The organism is Streptomyces sp. NPDC048434 (genome assembly GCF_043200375.1).
In the GTDB taxonomy this organism is placed as follows: domain Bacteria; phylum Actinomycetota; class Actinomycetes; order Streptomycetales; family Streptomycetaceae; genus Streptomyces.
Genome location: NZ_JBICXQ010000041.1, coordinates 37,525 through 54,719, shown reverse-complemented (window position 1 = coordinate 54,719; position 17,195 = coordinate 37,525). Strand labels below are relative to the sequence as shown.

The following is a 17,195-nucleotide window of genomic DNA, read 5'->3' as shown; positions in this document are numbered from 1 at the left end:
GTGGAGACCACGGAGCCCCTGGTCGGCTTCCGCCGCCATCTGCGTGCCGAGGTGGTGCCCGACGAGGCCACCTATCTGCTGTCCGGGCAGGGCGTCACCGCGCTGTTCGGCCGCCCGGCCGAGGTCGTCGCGCCGCTGCTCGACGGCACCCGGACGCTGTCGAAACTGCTGACGGAGGCGGCGCGCGAGCTGCCCGCGATGCAGGCCGGCGCGGTGGTGGCCGAGCTGGCCACGGCCGGGCTCATCGGCTACCGCTCCGCGCCCGGTGCGCCGTCCGACGGTGCGGCCGCGGCGTTCTGGGACCTGGCGGAGGTCTCCGGACTGCGGTCCGTCCCGCCGCGCATCCGGCCGACGGTCGAGATCCTGACCGTGGGCCGGGGTGCGGCCGACGGACTGCGCACCGCATGCGCCGACTCCGGGCTCACGGTCGTCGGGCCCGGCCCCGGCGGCGGCCCGTCGGCGGGTGCAGCGGATCTCTCCCTGGTGCTCTGCGACGACTACCTCGCCCCGGACCTGGCGGCGGTCGACACCTGGCACCGTGCGCAGGGCCGGCCCTGGCTGCCGGTGCGCCCCTGCGGCGCGGAGCCGTGGGCCGGACCGGTGTTCCGGCCGGAAGAGGGCGCCTGCTGGCACTGTCTGGCCGACCGGCTGCGCGGCCACCGGCGGGCCGAACTGGCGGTGCAGCGCGCCCTGGGGGCGGACCGACCGGTGGCGGCGCCCGAGGCCTCGCTGGCCGCGGGCCGTGCCATGGGCCTGCAACTGGCCGTGCTGCTGGCGGCGACCTGGCTGGGCGGGGTGCGGCGGGAGAGCCATGACGCGATCTGTGCGCTGGACACCCTGACGCTGCACACCCGGCACCACACCGTGCAGCGAAGACCCCAGTGCCACGGCTGCGGGGACCCGGGGCTGGTGGCGCGGATGGTGGACCGGCCCGTGGTGCCCCGCTCGCGCGCCAAGGCCGCGCACGGCGGCGGCAACCACCGGGCGCTGCCCCCCGAGCAGATGCTGGCGCGCCACGGCCATCTGGTGGGGCCGGTGACCGGTGTCGTCAGTGAGATCCGGCGCGCGGACAACGCCCCTGCCGCGCTGCACTGTTACACCTCGGGGCACAACGTGGCGCTCGGCGGCGGGCTGGGCTGGCTGCGCGGCGGACTGCGCAGCCTCAGCGGCGGCAAGGGCGTGACCGCGGTCGAGGCGCAGGTCAGTGCGCTGTGTGAGGCCGTGGAGCGCTACTCGGGGACGCGTCAGGGCGATGAGCCGGTGATCCGTGACTCGCTGCGGGCGCTGGGCGGCGACGCACTGCACCCCAATCGCTGCCAGCTGTGGGCGGCACGGCAGTTCCGTGACCGCGCGCGGTGGAACGCGACCGCCTCACCGCTCCAGCGGGTCGCCGCGCCCTTCGACGCCTCCGCTCCCACCGACTGGACCCCGGTGTGGTCACTGACCCATCGCCGTCAACGGCTGCTGCCCACCTCGCTGTTGTACTTCGGGCCGGGCCCGGACGGCACCCCGCCCGCCGTACCGGCCGACTCCAACGGCAACGCGGCCGGCAGCAGCCTGGAGGACGCCATCGTGCAGGGCTTCCTGGAGCTGGTGGAGCGGGACGCGGTCGCGCAGTGGTGGTACAACCGGACCCGGCAGGCCGCGCTGGACCTCGACGCCTTCGACGAGCCGTGGATCGCCGGGCTGCGCACGGCCTACGAGCGGGATCTGCACCGTGAGGTGTGGGCACTGGACCTCACCTCGGACTTCGGCATTCCGGTCGTGGCGGCCGTCTCCCGGCGGCGGGACAAGGCCGCGCAGGACATCACCTTCGGATTCGGGGCGCACTTCGACCCGCGGCTGGCGCTGCGCCGCGCCCTGACCGAGATGAACCAGCTGCTGCCGCCGGTGCTGGGCGCCCGCGAGGACGGCACGGGGTACCTCACCCGGGACCGTGATCTGCTCGCGTGGTGGACCGGGGCGACGGTGGGCGGGCAGCCGTACCTGCTGCCGGACGGTGGGCAGAGCGCGCGTACACCGGGGAGTTACGGCTACCGGCCGCGCGCCGATCTGCGCGACGACATCGAGGCGGCGGAGCGGCTGGTCGCCGAACGGGGGCTGGAGTTGCTGGTACTGGATCAGACCCGGCCGGACGTGGGGATTCCGGTAGTGGCGGTGCTGGTGCCGGGGCTGCGGCACTTCTGGGCGCGCTTCGCCCCCGGCAGGCTCTTCGACGTACCGGTGGCCGAGGGGCGGTTGGCGCGCCCCACCCACTACGAGGACCTGAACCCCGTCCCGCTCTTCGTGTAGACGTGTAGACGTGTTGACGTGTAGAGGGGTACGTCCAGGCAGCCCGTGAGCCATATGCCAGAGGCCCCGCCCACCTCCGCAAAACCCGCTCCGCGGGGCGGTAGGGCCCAGGTTTGGCCATACTATGCTGACACGTCCGAGAGCCGCGCAGCCAAGGCACGGGGGGGCATACATGGGTGTCACCGGCGTTCCGTCCGATGCCGGCGCGGAGCCGTTATCGCAGCGTTCGCGGTGGCCCGCAGGGCTGCCGGATCGCGATCTGCCCGCGCCGCGGCTCGCCCGGACCATCACCATCGTGGTGCTGCTGTGCCTGTCGATCGTGGTCTCGCTCAACTCCCTTGAGTACAGCGCCAATATGCCGACGCTGGCCGCGTCGGTGGCCATCGTGCTGGCCGTGTTCTTCCTGCAGTTCCTGCACTCCTCGTCACGGGCGCAGCGCTGGACGACGCGGACGCGGGTGCTGATGCTGCTGACGCAGGCGGTCTTCACCTACGCACCCGTCCTGATCTTCCACCGCACCTGGGTCAGCATGACCGGTCCGCTGGCCGGATCGATTCTCCTGCTGGTGCCCTTCCCGCGGGCGTGGATCCCGTTCGCGGCGACCGTCGCCGTGCCCGCCTCCTTCCAGCTGGTGGTGTCGCTCAGCTGGCTGGAGACGTCGTATCTGGTGCTGTCGACGCTCTTCACGGGTCTGGTGATCTACGGGCTGTCCCGGCTGACCGATCTCGTCCAGGAGGTGCACCGCTCGCGCGCCGAACTCGCCCGGCTCGCCGTCTCGCAGGAGCGGCTGCGCTTCTCGCGGGACCTGCACGACCTGCTGGGCTACAGCCTCTCCGCGATCACGCTGAAGAGCGAGCTGATCTACCGGCTGGTGCCCGGCCGGCCGGAGCTGGCGCGTGACGAGGTCGCCTCTTTGCTGGACATCTCCCGTCAGGCGCTGTCGGATGTGCGCACGGTGGCCAGTGGGTACCGTGACATGTCGCTCGCCGCGGAGGCGGATTCCGCCGCGGCGATCCTGGCCTCGGCGGACGTGCAGGCGGAGGTCGAGATCGCCTGCGGACATCTGCATCCGGTCATAGACACCGTGCTCGCGACCGCACTGCGCGAGGGTGTCACCAACATCCTCCGCCACAGCAAGGTCGAGACCTGCCACATCAGCGCCGTCACGGAGGACGAGAAAGTGACGCTGACCCTGACCAACGACGGTGTGCCCGACGATCTGCCCACGCTCTCCCCCCACAGCGGCAGCGGAATCGGCAACCTCAAGGCGCGGCTCGGCGCGGTGGGCGGCCGGCTGGAGGCGGAACGGACGCACGACGGGTGCTTCCGGATGGTTGCCGAAGCGCCGACGCGGCCGATCGCCGCGCGCACGACGCAAGACCGGATGGCCGCGAGACCCGCGGCCTGATCGATACCTGCCCGGCTCCGTGCCGGGCACCTGCCCGCCGGGGGAGACCTGCCATGCTCGCCGTCAAGATCCTGCTCGCCGAGGATGTGCACATGATCCGCGGTGCGCTCATCGCCCTTCTGGAACTGGAACCGGACCTGCAGGTGATCGCTTCCGTGGACCGCGGCGACAAGATCGTGGAGGCCGCGCTCGCCAGCCGGCCCGATGTCGCCGTCGTCGACATCGATCTGCCGGGCATCGACGGGCTGACCGCCGCGGCGGAACTGCACCAGCGCCTTCCAGGCTGTCGCACGCTGATCCTGACCAGCCTCGGCCGTCCGGGGACCCTGCGCCGTGCGCTGGCCTCCCAGGTGACCGGCTTCCTGCTCAAGGACGCGCCGCCCGACCAGCTCGCCCAGGCGGTACGGAGCGTGGCGGCAGGGCGGCGTGTGATCGATCCCCAACTGGCCCTGGCCGCCTGGGACTCCCCCGAGAACCCGCTCTCGCCGCGCGAGCTGGAAGTGCTGCGACTGGCCGCGCGCGGCGCGGACGCCGCGGAGATCGCCGGCTGTCTGTTCCTGTCGCAGGGCACCGTCCGCAACTACCTCACCGCGATCGTCACCAAGCTCAACGCCCGCAACCGGATCGACGCGGTCCGGATCGCGGAGGAGGCCGGCTGGATCCCGTAAGACGGTGTCCCGGCGACGGGGGCACGGCCGGTGCGGGGTCAGCCGGTCGTGTCCAGCAGGGCGTCCAGCAGCCCGGCGTCCAGGGCCGTCTGGACCGACAGGTCGGTGCCGCCGCCGAACCCGGCGTCCTGCACGGCGGCGCTCACGACGTATTTGCCGTCGACGGCGAAGGTGGCGAAGACCCAGTCGTCGGCGCCCGCGTCCCGCCCGTCGGGCCCGACCAGCCGGGCCCAGGTGCCGTCCAGCGCGAAGCCGAACTCGGTGAAACGGAACCGCAGTCCCTGCCCGAGCGCCTTGCTGTACGCCTCCTTCAGCGTCCACAGCCGCACCAGCGTGTCATTGCGGTCGCGGTCGTCGGCGGCGTCCAGCCACTGCCGTTCGTAGGGGGTGCAGCCCTGCGCCTCGGAGCCGGTGCCGGCCATCCGGCGCACCGCCAGCTCGACATCCACGCCCACCCGTCCGCGGCTGGTGATGCCCACCACCATCACCTCCTCGGTGTGGCTGAGGCTGATGTCGATCTGGTCGCAGCCGCGCACGAACGGCCGGCCGCCGGGCTGGTAGGCCAGGTCCACCAGGTCCGGCGCCGTCTCGATGGCCACCGCCGCGGCGTAGCGCAGCAGCAGCCGCGAGGCCAGGAACCGTTCCTTGGCCCGGGGATGGGTAAGGGTCTGGTACCGCTGCCAGTCACGGCCGAGCACGGGCCGCACCAGGGCCACGTCCTGGATGTGCGGCAGCCACTGCGCCAGCCGTCCGTAGACGAGGACGACACCGGTGGCGGACAGATCGTCATGGACCGTGTGCCACGGACCCTGCGGTCCGGCGACGGCCCGGGGGCGGCGGAGCGGGGGCCCGGCAGCGGGGGACACCGGTGCCATCTCAGGCCCGTACCAGCGGGTCGGACAGCGGTCCGGCGTCCAGCGCGGACAGCACACCGGCCAGGTCGACGGCGTTGCTCTCCGGTCCGCGGCACACCCCGAGGCAGACGGGACCGGCCGAACCGCCCATCCGGCGTACGAACGGGGTGAGCACCACCCGCGGGCCGATCTCCACGACATGGCTGGGGGTTTCCTGGTCGAGCAGCTGCCGTGCCGCGTCGGCGAACCGGACCGGGGCGGTGATCTGGCGGCTCCAGTACGGCGCGTAGAGCGGCTGGGTGGTGAGCCTGCCGTGCACCGTGGAGTAGTAGGGCAGCCGCGGGGCGCCGCCGGGCAGCCGGCGGGCGACCGCCTCGAAGCGCGGCAGCATCGGCTCCATCAGCGGCGACTGGAAGGAGTGCGACACCTCCAGCATGCTGCAGCGGATGCCCCGTTCCTCCAGCCGGCCCCGGACCCGTTCGAGGCCGGCCAGGTCCCCGGAGAGCACGGTGGCGCGCGCGGCGTTGATCGCGCCGATGACGACGCCCGGTTCACCGGCTATCGCCTCGGTCGCTTCGTAGGGCGCGGCGCAGGTGGCCATCATGCCGCCGTCCGAGGACGGCAGGTACTGCATGAACGCGCCGCGCAGGGCGACCAGTTTGGCGGCGTCGGCGAGCGGCAGCGCCCCGGCGACGGTGGCCGCGGCGTACTCGCCGATGCCGTGCCCGAGCACCGCGACCGGCCGCACCCCGGCCTCCTCCAGGGTGCGCGCGAGGGCGTACTGCACGGCGAACAGCGCGGGCTGGGTGTAGGCGGTCCGGTGGATCCGGCGGTCGCCGCTGAGGATCAGGTCGACGACGGACAGACCGGTGTAGGGCCGCAGGACGTCGGCGGCCTCGTCCAGGTAGCCGCGGTAGCCGGTGGAGTGCATGTACAGGCCGGCGGTCATACCCGGGTGCTGGCAGCCCTGGCCGGTGAAGACGAAGGCGGCGCGGATCCGCCGGCCGCCGCAGGGCCGGATGTCGCGGAGCTGGAGGTAGCGGGTGAGCTCCCGCACGGTGGGGTAGTCCCAGATGTCGGTCGGGTCGATCAGCGGCCCGAACTCCTCCTCGATGTCCCCGTAGAGGCTCAGCGCGGCCACCGAGTCCAGCCCGTACTCCACGAAGGCGACGTCGGCCGCGACGGGCCGGCCGAGATAGTGCCGCAGACGTGCGGTGAGCCAGCCCTCGTAGTCCGGTTCGATCGGCGGGGTGGACGGCGGCGTGCTGTGCATGGCGGGCTCCTCCTGGGCAGGTCGGGTACGTCGGTACGGGGACGGGGCGCGGGTGGTCAGGCCAGCGCGGATCCGTACAGGTCGTAGCTGCGGCGGCCGTGGAGTCTGGCCAGCACCTCGGCCAGCACGCGTTCCTCGTCCGCGGCCGGGCGGTCGGGCAGCGGCAGGCCCAGGCGGCGGCCCAGGCGGTAGAGCGCGGCGGTCGCCCAGGACGGGTCGGCGAGGAAGTCGTCGGAGCCGGCGCGCTGTTCCCGCCACACCCCCAGACAGGCGGCCGCGGTCAGTACGAGGGAGTAGCGGTCGGCGAGGCCGAACGCGTGCGGGCTGGCCAGCGCTTTGCGGTCGTCGGGGGCGATTTCGGTGAACGCCTTGCGCAGCTCGGCGAGTTCGGTGGTGAAGGCGCGGGCGAGGAACCGCAGGGTGCCGTCCCGGGACGCGGCCGGTTCGCCCTCCAGCTGGTCGGTGCAGGCGACCAGGGTCGCGGCGAGCGGATCGCCGTCGCCCAGCAGCGCCGGCTGCGACAGATCCAGCGGCGGCAGCCCGTCGTGGATACGGAACAGCGCGGCCGGAGCCTCGGGGTCGGCGAACCAGGCGTTGCGGGCGAAGTACGGCAGCTGCGGCAGCAGGCTGACCTGCCGGCCGGCGCTGCCGGCGTGCCCGAGCGAGGTGACCGGCAGATCCCGCAGCTGTTTTTGGAACATGGCGTACGCGCCCGCCTCGGCGAAGGTCGCCTTGCCCAGCACCGCCGACATCTCGTCCATGGACTCGGCGAGCAGCTTGGGGGCCTGGTAGGCGGCAGCGGCGGCGTAGGCGCTCATCTGGCGGGGCACCAGGTGCAGCGCGCGGGTGGCGACCGCGGCCAGGCAGTCGCTGAGCAGCAGATCGAGGAACGCGCCGGTCAGCACGTCCCGCACGTGCCGTACGTCGAGCGAGGAGCGGCCGTCGGCGCGGCGCCGGGTGGCGAACCGGGCGACGGTGCGCAGCGCGGTGTCGGCTCCGGACAGCACGATGGACGGGATCAGCCCCCGGATGACGAGGGAGGAGCGCAGGCTCAGCTCATAGCCGTCGCCGAGGGAGCCGACCAGGGAATCGTGCGGGACGACGCAGTCGGTGATGCTCAGTCCGCTGAAGTCGGTGCTGCGCATGCCGTTGGTGGCGCGGCGGCCCAGGTTCCGGACCCGTCCGGCGGGCAGCCGTTCGCGGTCGAGCAGCAGCACGGAGTGGGTGCGGCCCCTGGACTCGCCGGTGCGCGCGAACACCACCAGGCCCGCGGAACGGGCGGCGTTGGCGATGACGGATTTGCTGCCGTTGAGCAGGAACCCTTCCTCGACGGGCTCGGCCGCGAACTCCTCGCGGACGAAGGCGTTGCCGTGGGCGACCTCGTGCCGGGCGACCGCGATCCGCCGGCCGTCGAGCAGCAGCCGGGCGGCCAGCGCACACTGGCCGTCGTGCCCTCCGGTCCACACCGGGACGGCCGCGAAGAAGCAGTTCAGCCCGTAGCCGAAGCCCAGGGAGGCGTCGCGGCGGAAGACCGGGCGCAGCACCCGGCCCAGGACATCCATGCGCGCCAGCCGCCCGCCGTGGCGCTCGGGCACGAACTCGGCGTCGAAGGCGTAGGAGTCCAGCACCGCTTCGGCCGCGGGCAGCGCCTCGCCTGCCGAGTCGGCGGCGAGCAGCGCGTCCTGGCCGCAGGGGTTTGCGGGGTCGTCCAGCGGGCCGAACGCGGACTCCAGGCGGTCGATGCGGTCCTGCGCCGGGCCGCTCATCGCGCGCTCCCGACCGGCAGCAGCTGCTCGACGTCGGACTCGATCTGCTGGTGCAGCGGCCGTAGCTCGCCCTGGAGGAACAGCCTGCGCATCGCGGCGCGTTCGACCTTGCCGCTGGTGGTGCGACGGACCGTACCGGGCCGCACCAGCAGCACCGCCCCGGCCCGCACGTCGTACTCCTCGGTGAGCGCGGCACCGACCGCGGAGGTGAGCGCGGCGAGGTCGATGTCGTAGCGGCTGCCGGCCCGCAGCTCCTGTACGACGACGACGCGTTCGCGCTCGCCGGGGACGACGAAGGCGGTGCAGGCGCCGAACAGGGCGCTGAGGCGCTGGACGGTGGTCTCCAGGTCCTGCGGATACAGGTTGCGGCCGGCCACCACGATCATGTCCTTGAGCCGGCCGGTCACATACAGCCGGCCGTCCTCGCGGGTGCCGAGGTCGCCGGTGCGCAGATGGCCGCCGTGGCCGGCCGCTGTGGTTCCGTTGAAGGCCGCGGCGGTCTCGGCGGGACGGCGCCAGTAGCCGCGGGCGACGCTGTCGCCGCGCAGCCAGATCTCACCGATGCGGCCGTCGGGGAGCGGCTCACGGGTGGCCGGGTCGACGATCAGCAGTTCGCCGTCGGCGGGTTCGCCGCAGTCGGTGAGCAGCCGCCGCGGTGCGCCCTCGGCGGGGGCCCGCAGCTCGTGGGTCTCCAGGGCGGCGGCGTCGGCGGTCAGCTCGCGGCGCTCGGTGCCGGCCGGGGCGCCGGACGCCAGCAGGGTCGCCTCGGCGAGTCCGTAGCAGGGGGTGAGGACCTCGGGGCGCAGGCCGGCCGGGGCGAACCGTTCGGCGAAGGCGTGGAGCGTGGCGGGGCGCACCGGCTCGCCGCCGCTGACCGCCATCTCCCATCCGGACAGGTCCAGGGTGGCGAGCTGCTCGTCGGTGACGCGCCGGGCGCACAGGTCGTAGGCGAAGTCCGGTGCGCCGCTGACGGTGACGTGGTGCTGCCCGATCGCCTCCAGCCAGCGCACCGGGCGCCGGACGAACGCCTCGGGTGAGAGCAGCACGCTGCTGCCGCCGAGCCACAGCGGGTGCAGCAACTGGCCGATCAGGCCCATGTCGTGGTGGAAGGGCAGCCAGCCGCCGAGGCGGGCGCCGGGCAGGGTGTGCAGCACCCGGCTGATCGCCCGCTGGTTGGCGAGGAGGTTGTCGTGGGTGACCACCACGCCGCGGGGTTCGCGGGTGGAGCCGGAGGTGTACTGGAGGAAGGCGACCGTGTCACCCGGCAGGTCCGGCTCCTGCCAGGCCCGGGAGGCGGGGACGACGTCGGCGGCGAGGCAGGGGATATGGCCGTGGCCGTGCCGGGCGAGCAGCCGGGAGACGTCCGGGGCACCGGCCCCGTCGGCCAGTGCGAGGGTGGGGGCGGCGTCCTTGACGATGCCGGCGAGGCGGGCTTCGAGGTGGCCGCGGCCGTCGGGCGGCGGCACCGGGACGGCGAGGGCGCCGGCGTAGAGGCAGGCCAGGAAGCTGATGGCGAACAGCCTGCGGTCGCTGTGCACGATCAGCACGCGTTCGCCGGCGGCCCCGTGGTCCTGCAGCCAGCCGGCCAGGCGCCGGGCGCCCTCGTCCAGCGCCCGGTAGGTCACCACTTCGGGCTGCGCCCGGCCCTCGTATTCGGGCAGCACGATCAGCGCTTCCCGGTCGGGCGTCTGGGCGGCCCTGGAGCGGACGAGTTGGGTGAAGTTGTGGTTGCCGTTCAACGCCTCCCCCTCACATGTCGTGGTGTACGGGCCCCGGTCGGCCCCTGCGGCGGTGCGTTGCGGTCGTCGGGCGCGGCCCGTCCGGCGGGGTGCGGGTGCCGGTGGTGCGGTGCGCACGGCGACCGCGGGGTCATGGCGTGGACCAGCCGACGGGTGAGCGGCGCGGGATGTGCGCGCGGCCCCATCCGGCGCGCGGCGACAGCGGCTCACCGGTTTCGGGACCGGCGGCTTCGCCGGCCCGCAGCACGGCGAGCAACACGGTGGTGACGGCGGCCAGTTCGGCCTCGTCCGGTCTCCCCCGGACCACGGTGAACCGTATGTCGTTGGCCATGTGCGCAGGATGCGCCGGGGCACTCGAAGGGAACTCGCGTCCGCCCGCCAAGATCGCTATACGGCGGCGGTCCCGGGCGGAAACGGCCGGAGCCGAGGACCGGTGGGTCCTCGGCTCCTACGGTGCGCGTTCGGGCGGTGTCAGCGGATGACGCGCTGGTAGGCCAGGTGCACGGTCCGTTCCGTGCTGACGTCGGCGATCTCGGAGACGCCCCGCAGCCGGTCCTCGGCCTGCGGGTCGCGCAGTGCGGAGACACAGGCGTCGCCGTTGCGCCACCACGACAGCCCGAGGTAGGCCATGGGGCTGAGGGTGGAGCGCAGCAGGTCGCTGCCGCCGAACCCGTCGAGCTGGGACCAGCGGTCCGTCAGCTCGCCGAAGCGGCGCTCGAACTCGGCGCCGGAGCCGCGGACCCTGGCGTGGGTGAGGACGACATCCGCGTCGCCGACGGCGGCATCGTGGTGGAGCAGCCGCCCCACACTGACGGCCTGGTCGGCCTCGGTCTCCACCAGCGCGCCGAGGCGCCGCACCCGGTCCAGGAAGGTGTCGTCGTGGACGACGTCCAGAAAGTCCCGCAGGCTGCGCCAGTGACCCAAGTGCACGTACATATGGGGCTGTTCGACGAGCCTGACGGTCACCAGGAAGTCGAACCCCTGCTGCCGGCGCAGGAACTGGGAGTGCTCGTGGAACTCCCGCTCGAACTTTCCGGTGTCGCCCTTGACGCTGAACCGGTTGATGACGGTGACGGGCCCGTCGAGGTCACGTCCGGGCATGTGCTTCCTCCGCGAACTGCTTGGCATGGCGCAACGTGGTCGAGCTGTTGGTCCCCAGCGCCTTGCGCACCAGGGTGCGGGCCTCTTCGAGCGTCGCCTCGGGCCCGAGCGTCTGGCGCACCCCCTCGGGATCGAGGGTGACAGTGTGCCAGGAGGTGGCGGTAACTCCCGTGCCGTGCGGCCCGCGTGGCGTGATTTCCCAGCGGCCGGTGTGGCCGGCCATCGCGACGGGGACCCGCAGCTGCTTGTAGACGATCTCCGCGCGGTCGGCGAAGCAGACCCGCACGGACGTGGTGTTGTGGATGGAGCCGTCCGGGCTGCGGGTGTCCATGTCCAGGTGCTGCAGGCCCGGTTCGTCCTCGGTCAGCTGCAGCCGCGCCACGTGCGGCAGCCGCTCGGGCCACCGGTCGGCGCGGTCGAGGAAGGCGAAGACATCGGCGGCGGCGCCGTCGATGTCCACCGAGTCGCTGAAGGTGAAGGTGATCTCGTGGCGCCGGCCGGCGAGTTCGGCGGCGTTCTTCAGCGCCTCCAGTTCGGCGCGGCTGTTGCGGTCGACGGCCTGCTCGATGAGGGCCACGGCGGCCGGGTCGTCGCCGACGGCCCGGTAGTCGTGCAGCAGCACCACCCGGCAGCCGCCGTCGTCATCGGGCTGTATCTGCCAGGTGCCGCCCATCGATGCCACCGGTGCGGCGGAGACGACCTGGCGGAAGGTGATGGTGTGCGTGGCGGGGTCGAGGGTGCGGCGGGAGGTCCAGTTGCGTACCTCGCCGTTGGCGAACGCCCAGAGGTGCAGCAGCTGTTCGCCGCGGGCCTCCTCCAGCACCTCGACATGCACGGTCGGCCCGAAGACCTGCGGCCAGGCGGTGACGTCGGCGACCAGGGCGTAGACGGTGCCGGGCGGGGCGGCGACCGGGACGGTGTGCTCGGTGACATGGGTTGTGCCGGTGGTGGTAGCGGTCGGCGCCACGGCGGACCTTCCCTTCACTACGCGCCGCGCAGGCGGCGGCATCAGACTGGCAGGGGGGACTTGAGCGGAGCTGGAGCGCGGGTCGGCCGGTCCCCGGACCGGCGGCGCGCCCGGCGGAGGGCAGGGATCACGACGCGCGAGCGGACCCGGCCGACGCTTCCGCCCAGGCGGGGCGTTCGCAGATCTCGACCACGGCGGCGCCCCAGCTGTAGCCCGCGCCGACTCCGATGAGCACGACCCGGTCGCCGGGCGCGGCCCGTCCCGAGGTGACGAGGTGGTCCAGGCCGGCGAACTGGTCGCCGGCGCCGAGGTGGCCGACGGTGCGGCTCCACTCCCAGGTGGTGCGGGCGGGGTCGATGCCGTACGGCCGGTAGTAGATGGCCTCCAGCCGGCGGCGGCCGAAGTGCGGCAGCACCACCCACTCCGCCTCGGCCAGCTCCAGGTCCGCATCCGCCAGGGCCTGTTTGACGACGGTGCGCTGGCCGGCGTTGGCGCGGCTGATCGCGAAGGACATCCCGACCCGGCCGACGAAGGCGCGCTTGGCCTCCTCGAAGTCGACCGGGGTGCGGTGGCTGAAGGGGGCCGGGCCGAAGGGTTCGTCGCCGCGGTGCATCGGCTCCAGTTCGGGGTCGGCGAGCAGCGCCAGCGACCGCAGCCGGGCGAAGCCGCTCTGCCGGGAGAGCACCAGGGCGCTCGCCCCGTCGGCGTAGGGGGTGCCGGGGTCCGTACGCCAGCGGTCGATGCCGGGTGCACAGAACCGGTCGGCGGCGCTGAGCAGGGCGTCCCGGCGGCCGGCGGCCGCGGTGAGGTAGGCGGTGGCCAGGTCGAGGGCGGCCATCCCGCCGTTGGACATCTGCCGGATCTCGATGGCCGGGCAGGTGTTGCCGACGGCCTCCCGCTGAATGTACGAGGCGACCGGCCACAGGTCCTGGCCCTGGTGGTAGGTGTCGGCATGCAGGATCAGCGCGATGTCGCCCGGGGCGGATGCGGCCCTGGCGAGGGCCGCGCGGGCGGCCGCCGCGCCCATCTCGGCGGCCGACTCGTCCGGTGAGTGGGCCACCGACAGCATGCCGGTCGCCCGGGCCACCTGGGGCGGGCAGCTTCCGTCGGCGACGGCGTCGGCAATCGGTAAGGAGGAGGGCAGCCTGGTCGCGGTCCCCCGGATGAAGATGTCGTCCACTCGCACAGCCACTCCTGGAGTGTGGTTCGCGGCCGGCGCGGCCGGGGTGCCCGGCGGCGCGCCGGCGGGGTCAGTCGGCCACGGCGGCGGTCGGCAGCGCCCGGTAGCGTTCACCGCCGGTCCGCGCCCCGGACAGCAGGACATAGCGGACCGCGTCGAGCAGGGCCCGCCAGGACGCGGCGACGGTGTTCTCGTCCACGCCGACGGTGCCCCAGCGGCGCTGTCCGTCGCTGAAGGTGATCAGCACCCGGGCGGCCGCGCCGCTGCCGCCGCCCGGTCCGGCGCTGCCGGGCAGCACCCGCACCTGGTAGTCGACGACCTCCAGCGCGGCGAGCTCGGGGAAGAACGGGTCGAGTGCGGTGTGCAGCGCGCGGTCCAGGGCGTTGACCGGTCCGTTGCCCTCGCCGGCGGCGCTCAGCGGCACCCCGTCGACCCGCAGCCGCACGGAGGCCTGGGTGCGGGTGCCGCCACCGGGCCGCCGGTCCACGCCGACCCGCCAGGTCTCGACATCGAAGGGGCACTCCAGCGGTCCGGCGACGGCCCCTTGCAGCTCCTCGCGCAGCAGCAGTTCGAACGAGGCGTCGGCGGACTCGAAGCTGTAGCCGCGCATCTCCAGGTCCTTGATGCGGGCGGCGGCGCGGGCGACCGGCTCGGAGCCGGCCGCGACGTCGTAGCCCAGTTCGCGGGCCTTGAGCTCCACGGAGGAGCGGCCGCCCATGTCAGAGACGAGGGTGTGCATCGCGTTGCCGACCAGCGCCGGGTCGATGTGCTGGTAGAGGCCGGGGTCGACGCGCAAGGCGGAGGCGTGCAGCCCGGCCTTGTGGGTGAAGGCGCCCGCGCCGACGTACGGGGCGGCGGCGCGCACCGGGATGCCGGTCAGTTCGGCGATGGATCCGGCGGAGAGGGTCATCTCCCGCAGCTGTTCGAGGGAGACCGCCTCCAGGCCGCGCTGGAGCAGCAGGTTGGCCGTGACGGTGAACAGGTTGGCGTTGCCGCAGCGTTCGCCGTATCCGTGGGCGGTGCCCTGGACGTGGTCGGCGCCGGCGTCGACGGCCGCGAGGGTGTTGGCGACCGCGCAGCCGGAGTCGTCGTGGCAGTGGATGCCGAGGCGGACACCGGTCGCCACCCGGGTGTCGTCGACCACCGCGCCGATCCGGTCCGGCAGTCCCCCGCCGTTGGTGTCGCACAGCACCACCGCCTCCGCGCCGGCGTCGGCGGCGATCCGCACCACCTCCAGGGCGTATTCGCGGTTGAGGCGGTAGCCGTCGAAGTAGTGCTCGGCGTCGACGAAGACCCGCCGGCCGGCGCGCACGAGGAAGCGCACGGTGCTGCCGATCATGGCGAGGTTCTCGGCGAGCGTGGTGCGCAGGGCCAGCTCGACATGGCGCGGGTGGCTCTTGGAGACGATGGTCACCACCGGAGTGCCGGCGGCGAGCAGTGCGCGCACCTGCGGGTCGTTGGACACCATCGCGCCCGCCTTGCGGGTCGCGCCGAAGGCGGCCAACTGCGCGTGATGCAGGTCCAGTTCCTGTTCCGCGCGGCGGAAGAACTCGGTGTCCTTGGGGACCGCTCCCGGCCATCCCCCCTCGATGAACCCGACGCCGAAGGCGTCCAGATGGCGCGCGACGGCGAGTTTGTCCTCGACCGTGAGCACCATGCCCTCCTGCTGCGTTCCGTCGCGCAGGGTGGTGTCGTAGAGCTGGAAACGCTGCTCGGCCATGGTCCCTCCGTCCCTGACTCACGCCGCTCTCGGTCGGCGGCTCGGAGCGGTCACGGTCGGGCGGCGGGGTGGAGCGGGGATGGAGGACGGCTCGAACCGCCGTGGTGGTCCCCCGTGGGGCGCCGGGCCGGGTGCGCGGCACGGACGGGCCGGGTGCGGCACGAGCGGCGCCGGAGCTGTTCGCTCCGCCGCGGACGGCCGTTGGTAGGATCGCCTGCTCATGGACGCGAGCGAGGACAACGAGATGATGGCCGTCCCTCCGGGGCGGGTGACGCTGTCGGACCGGCGCACACAGCGCAGTTGGCCGGTCGAGCTCGCGCCCTACCGGCTCGCGGCGTTCCCCCTCACCCAGGCGCGGTACGCGCAGGTCACCGGACGGCGGCCGAGCACCGCGCAAGGCGACCGGCTGCCCGTCGAGGGCGTTTCGTGGTGGGACGCGGTCCGGTTCTGCAACGCCCTGTCCCGGGAAGAGGGGTTGGCGCCCGCGTATCGTCTGCAGGCCGGCGCCGAGGGCGTCGAAGCCGTCGAGTGGGACACGTCCGCCGACGGGTACCGGCTGCCGACCGAGGCCGAGTGGGAGCACGCATGCCGTGCCGGTACGGCGGGGGCGCGGTACGGGGAGCTCGACGAGATCGCCTGGCACCGCGGCAACGCGCACGAGCGGATGCACGACGTGGGCGGCAAGCAGCCCAACGCGTGGGGCCTGCACGACATGCTGGGCAACGTCTGGGAGTGGTGCTGGGACCTCTACGATGCCGAGGTCTACGGCACGTACCGGGTGCTGCGTGGCGGTGGGTGGTTCGACGAGCGCTGGAGCTGCCGGGCCTCGGTGCGCCGCCGCAGCCACCCGACCTTCCGGATCGATGACGTCGGATTCCGCCTCGCGCGTTCCCTCGTGCGCTGAGGCGCGTGGGGGGCGACGGCTGCCGTCGGCGTGGCGCGGCAGGGCGGTTCGGCCCTCGCCGAGGAGGTGCCGGGGAGGCGAGCGTCCCCGGCCGGGCCCGGCAGCCCCCCGTGCGGCCCCTGAGCCCGTCCGTGGCGGGCCGGACCCCGTCGGGAAACGCTCCCCTTTCTCCGCGCTGTCAGGCGGCGACCTCGACGCTGGAGTGGTCGCCGACGACGAGGCGGGAGCAGCGGGTGCGGACGGCCGAAGTCACCGTCGCGTCCCGGCCGATGACCGAGCCGCGGACCCCGCCGACGCGCCGGACTGTCGCCCCGTCCAGCATGATGGAGTACTCCACCTCCGCCGCGGTCAGCACACAGTCCCGGCCGATGGAGGTGTGCGGGCCGATGTGGCTGTCCTCCACGACGGTGCCGGCGCCGATGATGACCGGGCCGGTGAGGCGTGAGCGGACGACGCGGGCGCCCTCCTCGATCACCACCGGGCCGGTCACCTCGCTGGTGCCGTCCACCTCGCCGAGCACCGACGGCGCGAGCCGGTCGAGGAGTTCGCGGTTGCAGTCCAGGACGTCCTCGATCTTGCCGGTGTCCTTCCAGAAGCCGGAGTAGATCCGCGCCCGCACCTCCGCACCGTGGGACACCATCCACTGCAGCGCGTCGGTGATCTCCAGCTCGCCGCGGGCGCTCGGCTCGATCGCGGCGACCGCCTCGTGCACGGCCGGGGTGAAGAAGTAGACGCCGGTCATCGCGAGGTCGCTGCGCGGCTCGGCCGGCTTCTCCACGAGCCGCACCACCCGGCCGTTCTCGTCGATCTCGGCGACTCCGAACGCCCTGGGGTCGGGCACCTTGTGCACCACGACCTGGGCGGCGGGCCGGTCGGCCCGGAACTGCCGGGCGATGTCGGCCACGCCGTCGGTGAGCATGTTGTCGCCCAGATACATCACGAAGTCGTCGTCGCCGAGGAAGTCTTGGGCGATGGTGATGCAGTGCGCCAGGCCGAGCGGTGCGTGCTGCCGGATGTAGGTGAGCTCGACGCCGAGGCCGGTGCCGTCGCCGAGCGCGGCCACGATCTCGTTGCCGCGGTCCCCGACGACCAGTCCGATCTGGGTGACGCCCAGGGCGCGCAGGTCCTCCATCACATGGACGAGCACCGGGCGGTTGGCGATCGGGATCAGCTGCTTGGGCATGGAATGACTGAACGGGCGCAGCCGGCTGCCCAGCCCGCCGGCCAACACGAGTGCCTTCATGGGAAGTCCTTCCTCACCGCGTCGCCGGCCGCCGCTGCACGGCGGCGGGCGGCCTGTGACCTGCGGGCGCAGAATGCGGT

At 73.4% G+C, this 17,195-nt stretch carries 14 protein-coding genes; 4 read left to right on the top strand and 10 right to left on the bottom strand.

The genetic code is table 11. The features are described 5' to 3' along the window. From ACGFWI_RS35445 to ACGFWI_RS35435, 3 genes are all read left to right on the top strand, one after another. Nucleotides 1–2,292, top strand: coding sequence for a TOMM precursor leader peptide-binding protein (locus ACGFWI_RS35445; RefSeq protein WP_393910178.1), 2,292 nt, complete (start codon nt 1–3; stop codon nt 2,290–2,292). Between the two features lie 172 nt (nt 2,293–2,464). Next, entirely contained in the window at nt 2,465–3,700 is a 1,236-nt protein-coding gene (locus ACGFWI_RS35440) for a sensor histidine kinase (RefSeq protein ID WP_393910177.1), read from the top strand. Nucleotides 3,701–3,753: 53 nt separating this feature from the next. Further along, nucleotides 3,754–4,368: a DNA-binding response regulator gene (locus ACGFWI_RS35435; protein WP_393910176.1), complete on the top strand. Its 615-nt coding sequence runs from the start codon at nt 3,754–3,756 to the stop codon at nt 4,366–4,368. Between the two features lie 38 nt (nt 4,369–4,406). On the opposite strand, the gene ACGFWI_RS35430 is transcribed toward ACGFWI_RS35435, so the two are convergent. From ACGFWI_RS35430 to cimA, 9 genes are all read right to left on the bottom strand, one after another. Continuing rightward, a complete protein-coding gene (locus tag ACGFWI_RS35430; RefSeq protein ID WP_393910175.1) occupies nt 4,407–5,243 on the bottom strand; it encodes a 4'-phosphopantetheinyl transferase family protein in 837 nt (278 codons plus the stop codon). Nucleotide 5,244: 1 nt separating this feature from the next. Next, nucleotides 5,245–6,495: an acyltransferase domain-containing protein gene (locus tag ACGFWI_RS35425; RefSeq protein WP_393910174.1), complete on the bottom strand. Its 1,251-nt coding sequence runs from the start codon at nt 6,493–6,495 to the stop codon at nt 5,245–5,247. A 56-nt stretch (nt 6,496–6,551) separates the two neighbouring features. Next, complete coding sequence (locus tag ACGFWI_RS35420; protein WP_393910173.1) at nt 6,552–8,261, bottom strand: acyl-CoA dehydrogenase family protein; 1,710 nt, start codon at nt 8,259–8,261, stop codon at nt 6,552–6,554. Continuing rightward, nucleotides 8,258–10,000, bottom strand: coding sequence for a fatty acyl-AMP ligase (locus ACGFWI_RS35415; protein WP_393910172.1), 1,743 nt, complete (start codon nt 9,998–10,000; stop codon nt 8,258–8,260). Before ACGFWI_RS35415 ends, ACGFWI_RS35420 begins: the two co-directional genes overlap by 4 nt. A 130-nt stretch (nt 10,001–10,130) precedes the next feature. Beyond that, complete coding sequence (locus ACGFWI_RS35410; RefSeq protein WP_393910171.1) at nt 10,131–10,331, bottom strand: acyl-CoA carboxylase subunit epsilon; 201 nt, start codon at nt 10,329–10,331, stop codon at nt 10,131–10,133. Between the two features lie 140 nt (nt 10,332–10,471). Beyond that, entirely contained in the window at nt 10,472–11,101 is a 630-nt protein-coding gene (locus ACGFWI_RS35405; RefSeq protein ID WP_393910170.1) for an antibiotic biosynthesis monooxygenase family protein, read from the bottom strand. Continuing rightward, complete coding sequence (locus ACGFWI_RS35400) at nt 11,088–12,068, bottom strand: aromatase/cyclase (RefSeq protein ID WP_393910169.1); 981 nt, start codon at nt 12,066–12,068, stop codon at nt 11,088–11,090. Before ACGFWI_RS35400 ends, ACGFWI_RS35405 begins: the two co-directional genes overlap by 14 nt. A gap of 127 nt (nt 12,069–12,195) precedes the next feature. Further along, entirely contained in the window at nt 12,196–13,254 is a 1,059-nt protein-coding gene (locus tag ACGFWI_RS35395; protein ID WP_393910189.1) for a ketoacyl-ACP synthase III family protein, read from the bottom strand. A 64-nt stretch (nt 13,255–13,318) separates the two neighbouring features. Further along, complete coding sequence (cimA, locus tag ACGFWI_RS35390; protein ID WP_393910168.1) at nt 13,319–14,968, bottom strand: citramalate synthase; 1,650 nt, start codon at nt 14,966–14,968, stop codon at nt 13,319–13,321. Between the two features lie 220 nt (nt 14,969–15,188). Here cimA and ACGFWI_RS35385 point away from each other — a divergent pair, with 220 nt between their 5' ends. Then, nucleotides 15,189–15,872: a formylglycine-generating enzyme family protein gene (locus ACGFWI_RS35385; protein WP_393910167.1), complete on the top strand. Its 684-nt coding sequence runs from the start codon at nt 15,189–15,191 to the stop codon at nt 15,870–15,872. A gap of 178 nt (nt 15,873–16,050) precedes the next feature. Here ACGFWI_RS35385 and ACGFWI_RS35380 read toward each other — a convergent pair whose 3' ends face one another. Next, nucleotides 16,051–17,115, bottom strand: coding sequence for a glucose-1-phosphate thymidylyltransferase (locus ACGFWI_RS35380; RefSeq protein ID WP_393910166.1), 1,065 nt, complete (start codon nt 17,113–17,115; stop codon nt 16,051–16,053). Nucleotides 17,116–17,195: the final 80 nt, after the last annotated feature.

Bases quoted from the DNA above. Each gene is read 5' to 3' on its own strand.
- ACGFWI_RS35440 (WP_393910177.1), top strand. From the start codon at position 2,465: ATGGGTGTCACCGGCGTTCCGTCCGATGCCGGCGCGGAGCCGTTATCG.
- ACGFWI_RS35435 (WP_393910176.1), top strand. From the start codon at position 3,754: ATGCTCGCCGTCAAGATCCTGCTCGCCGAGGATGTGCACATGATCCGC.
- ACGFWI_RS35430 (WP_393910175.1), bottom strand. From the start codon at position 5,243: ATGGCACCGGTGTCCCCCGCTGCCGGGCCCCCGCTCCGCCGCCCCCGG.
- ACGFWI_RS35425 (WP_393910174.1), bottom strand. From the start codon at position 6,495: ATGCACAGCACGCCGCCGTCCACCCCGCCGATCGAACCGGACTACGAG.
- ACGFWI_RS35420 (WP_393910173.1), bottom strand. From the start codon at position 8,261: ATGAGCGGCCCGGCGCAGGACCGCATCGACCGCCTGGAGTCCGCGTTC.
- ACGFWI_RS35410 (WP_393910171.1), bottom strand. From the start codon at position 10,331: ATGGCCAACGACATACGGTTCACCGTGGTCCGGGGGAGACCGGACGAG.
- ACGFWI_RS35405 (WP_393910170.1), bottom strand. From the start codon at position 11,101: ATGCCCGGACGTGACCTCGACGGGCCCGTCACCGTCATCAACCGGTTC.
- cimA (WP_393910168.1), bottom strand. From the start codon at position 14,968: ATGGCCGAGCAGCGTTTCCAGCTCTACGACACCACCCTGCGCGACGGA.
- ACGFWI_RS35385 (WP_393910167.1), top strand. From the start codon at position 15,189: ATGGACGCGAGCGAGGACAACGAGATGATGGCCGTCCCTCCGGGGCGG.
- ACGFWI_RS35380 (WP_393910166.1), bottom strand. From the start codon at position 17,115: ATGAAGGCACTCGTGTTGGCCGGCGGGCTGGGCAGCCGGCTGCGCCCG.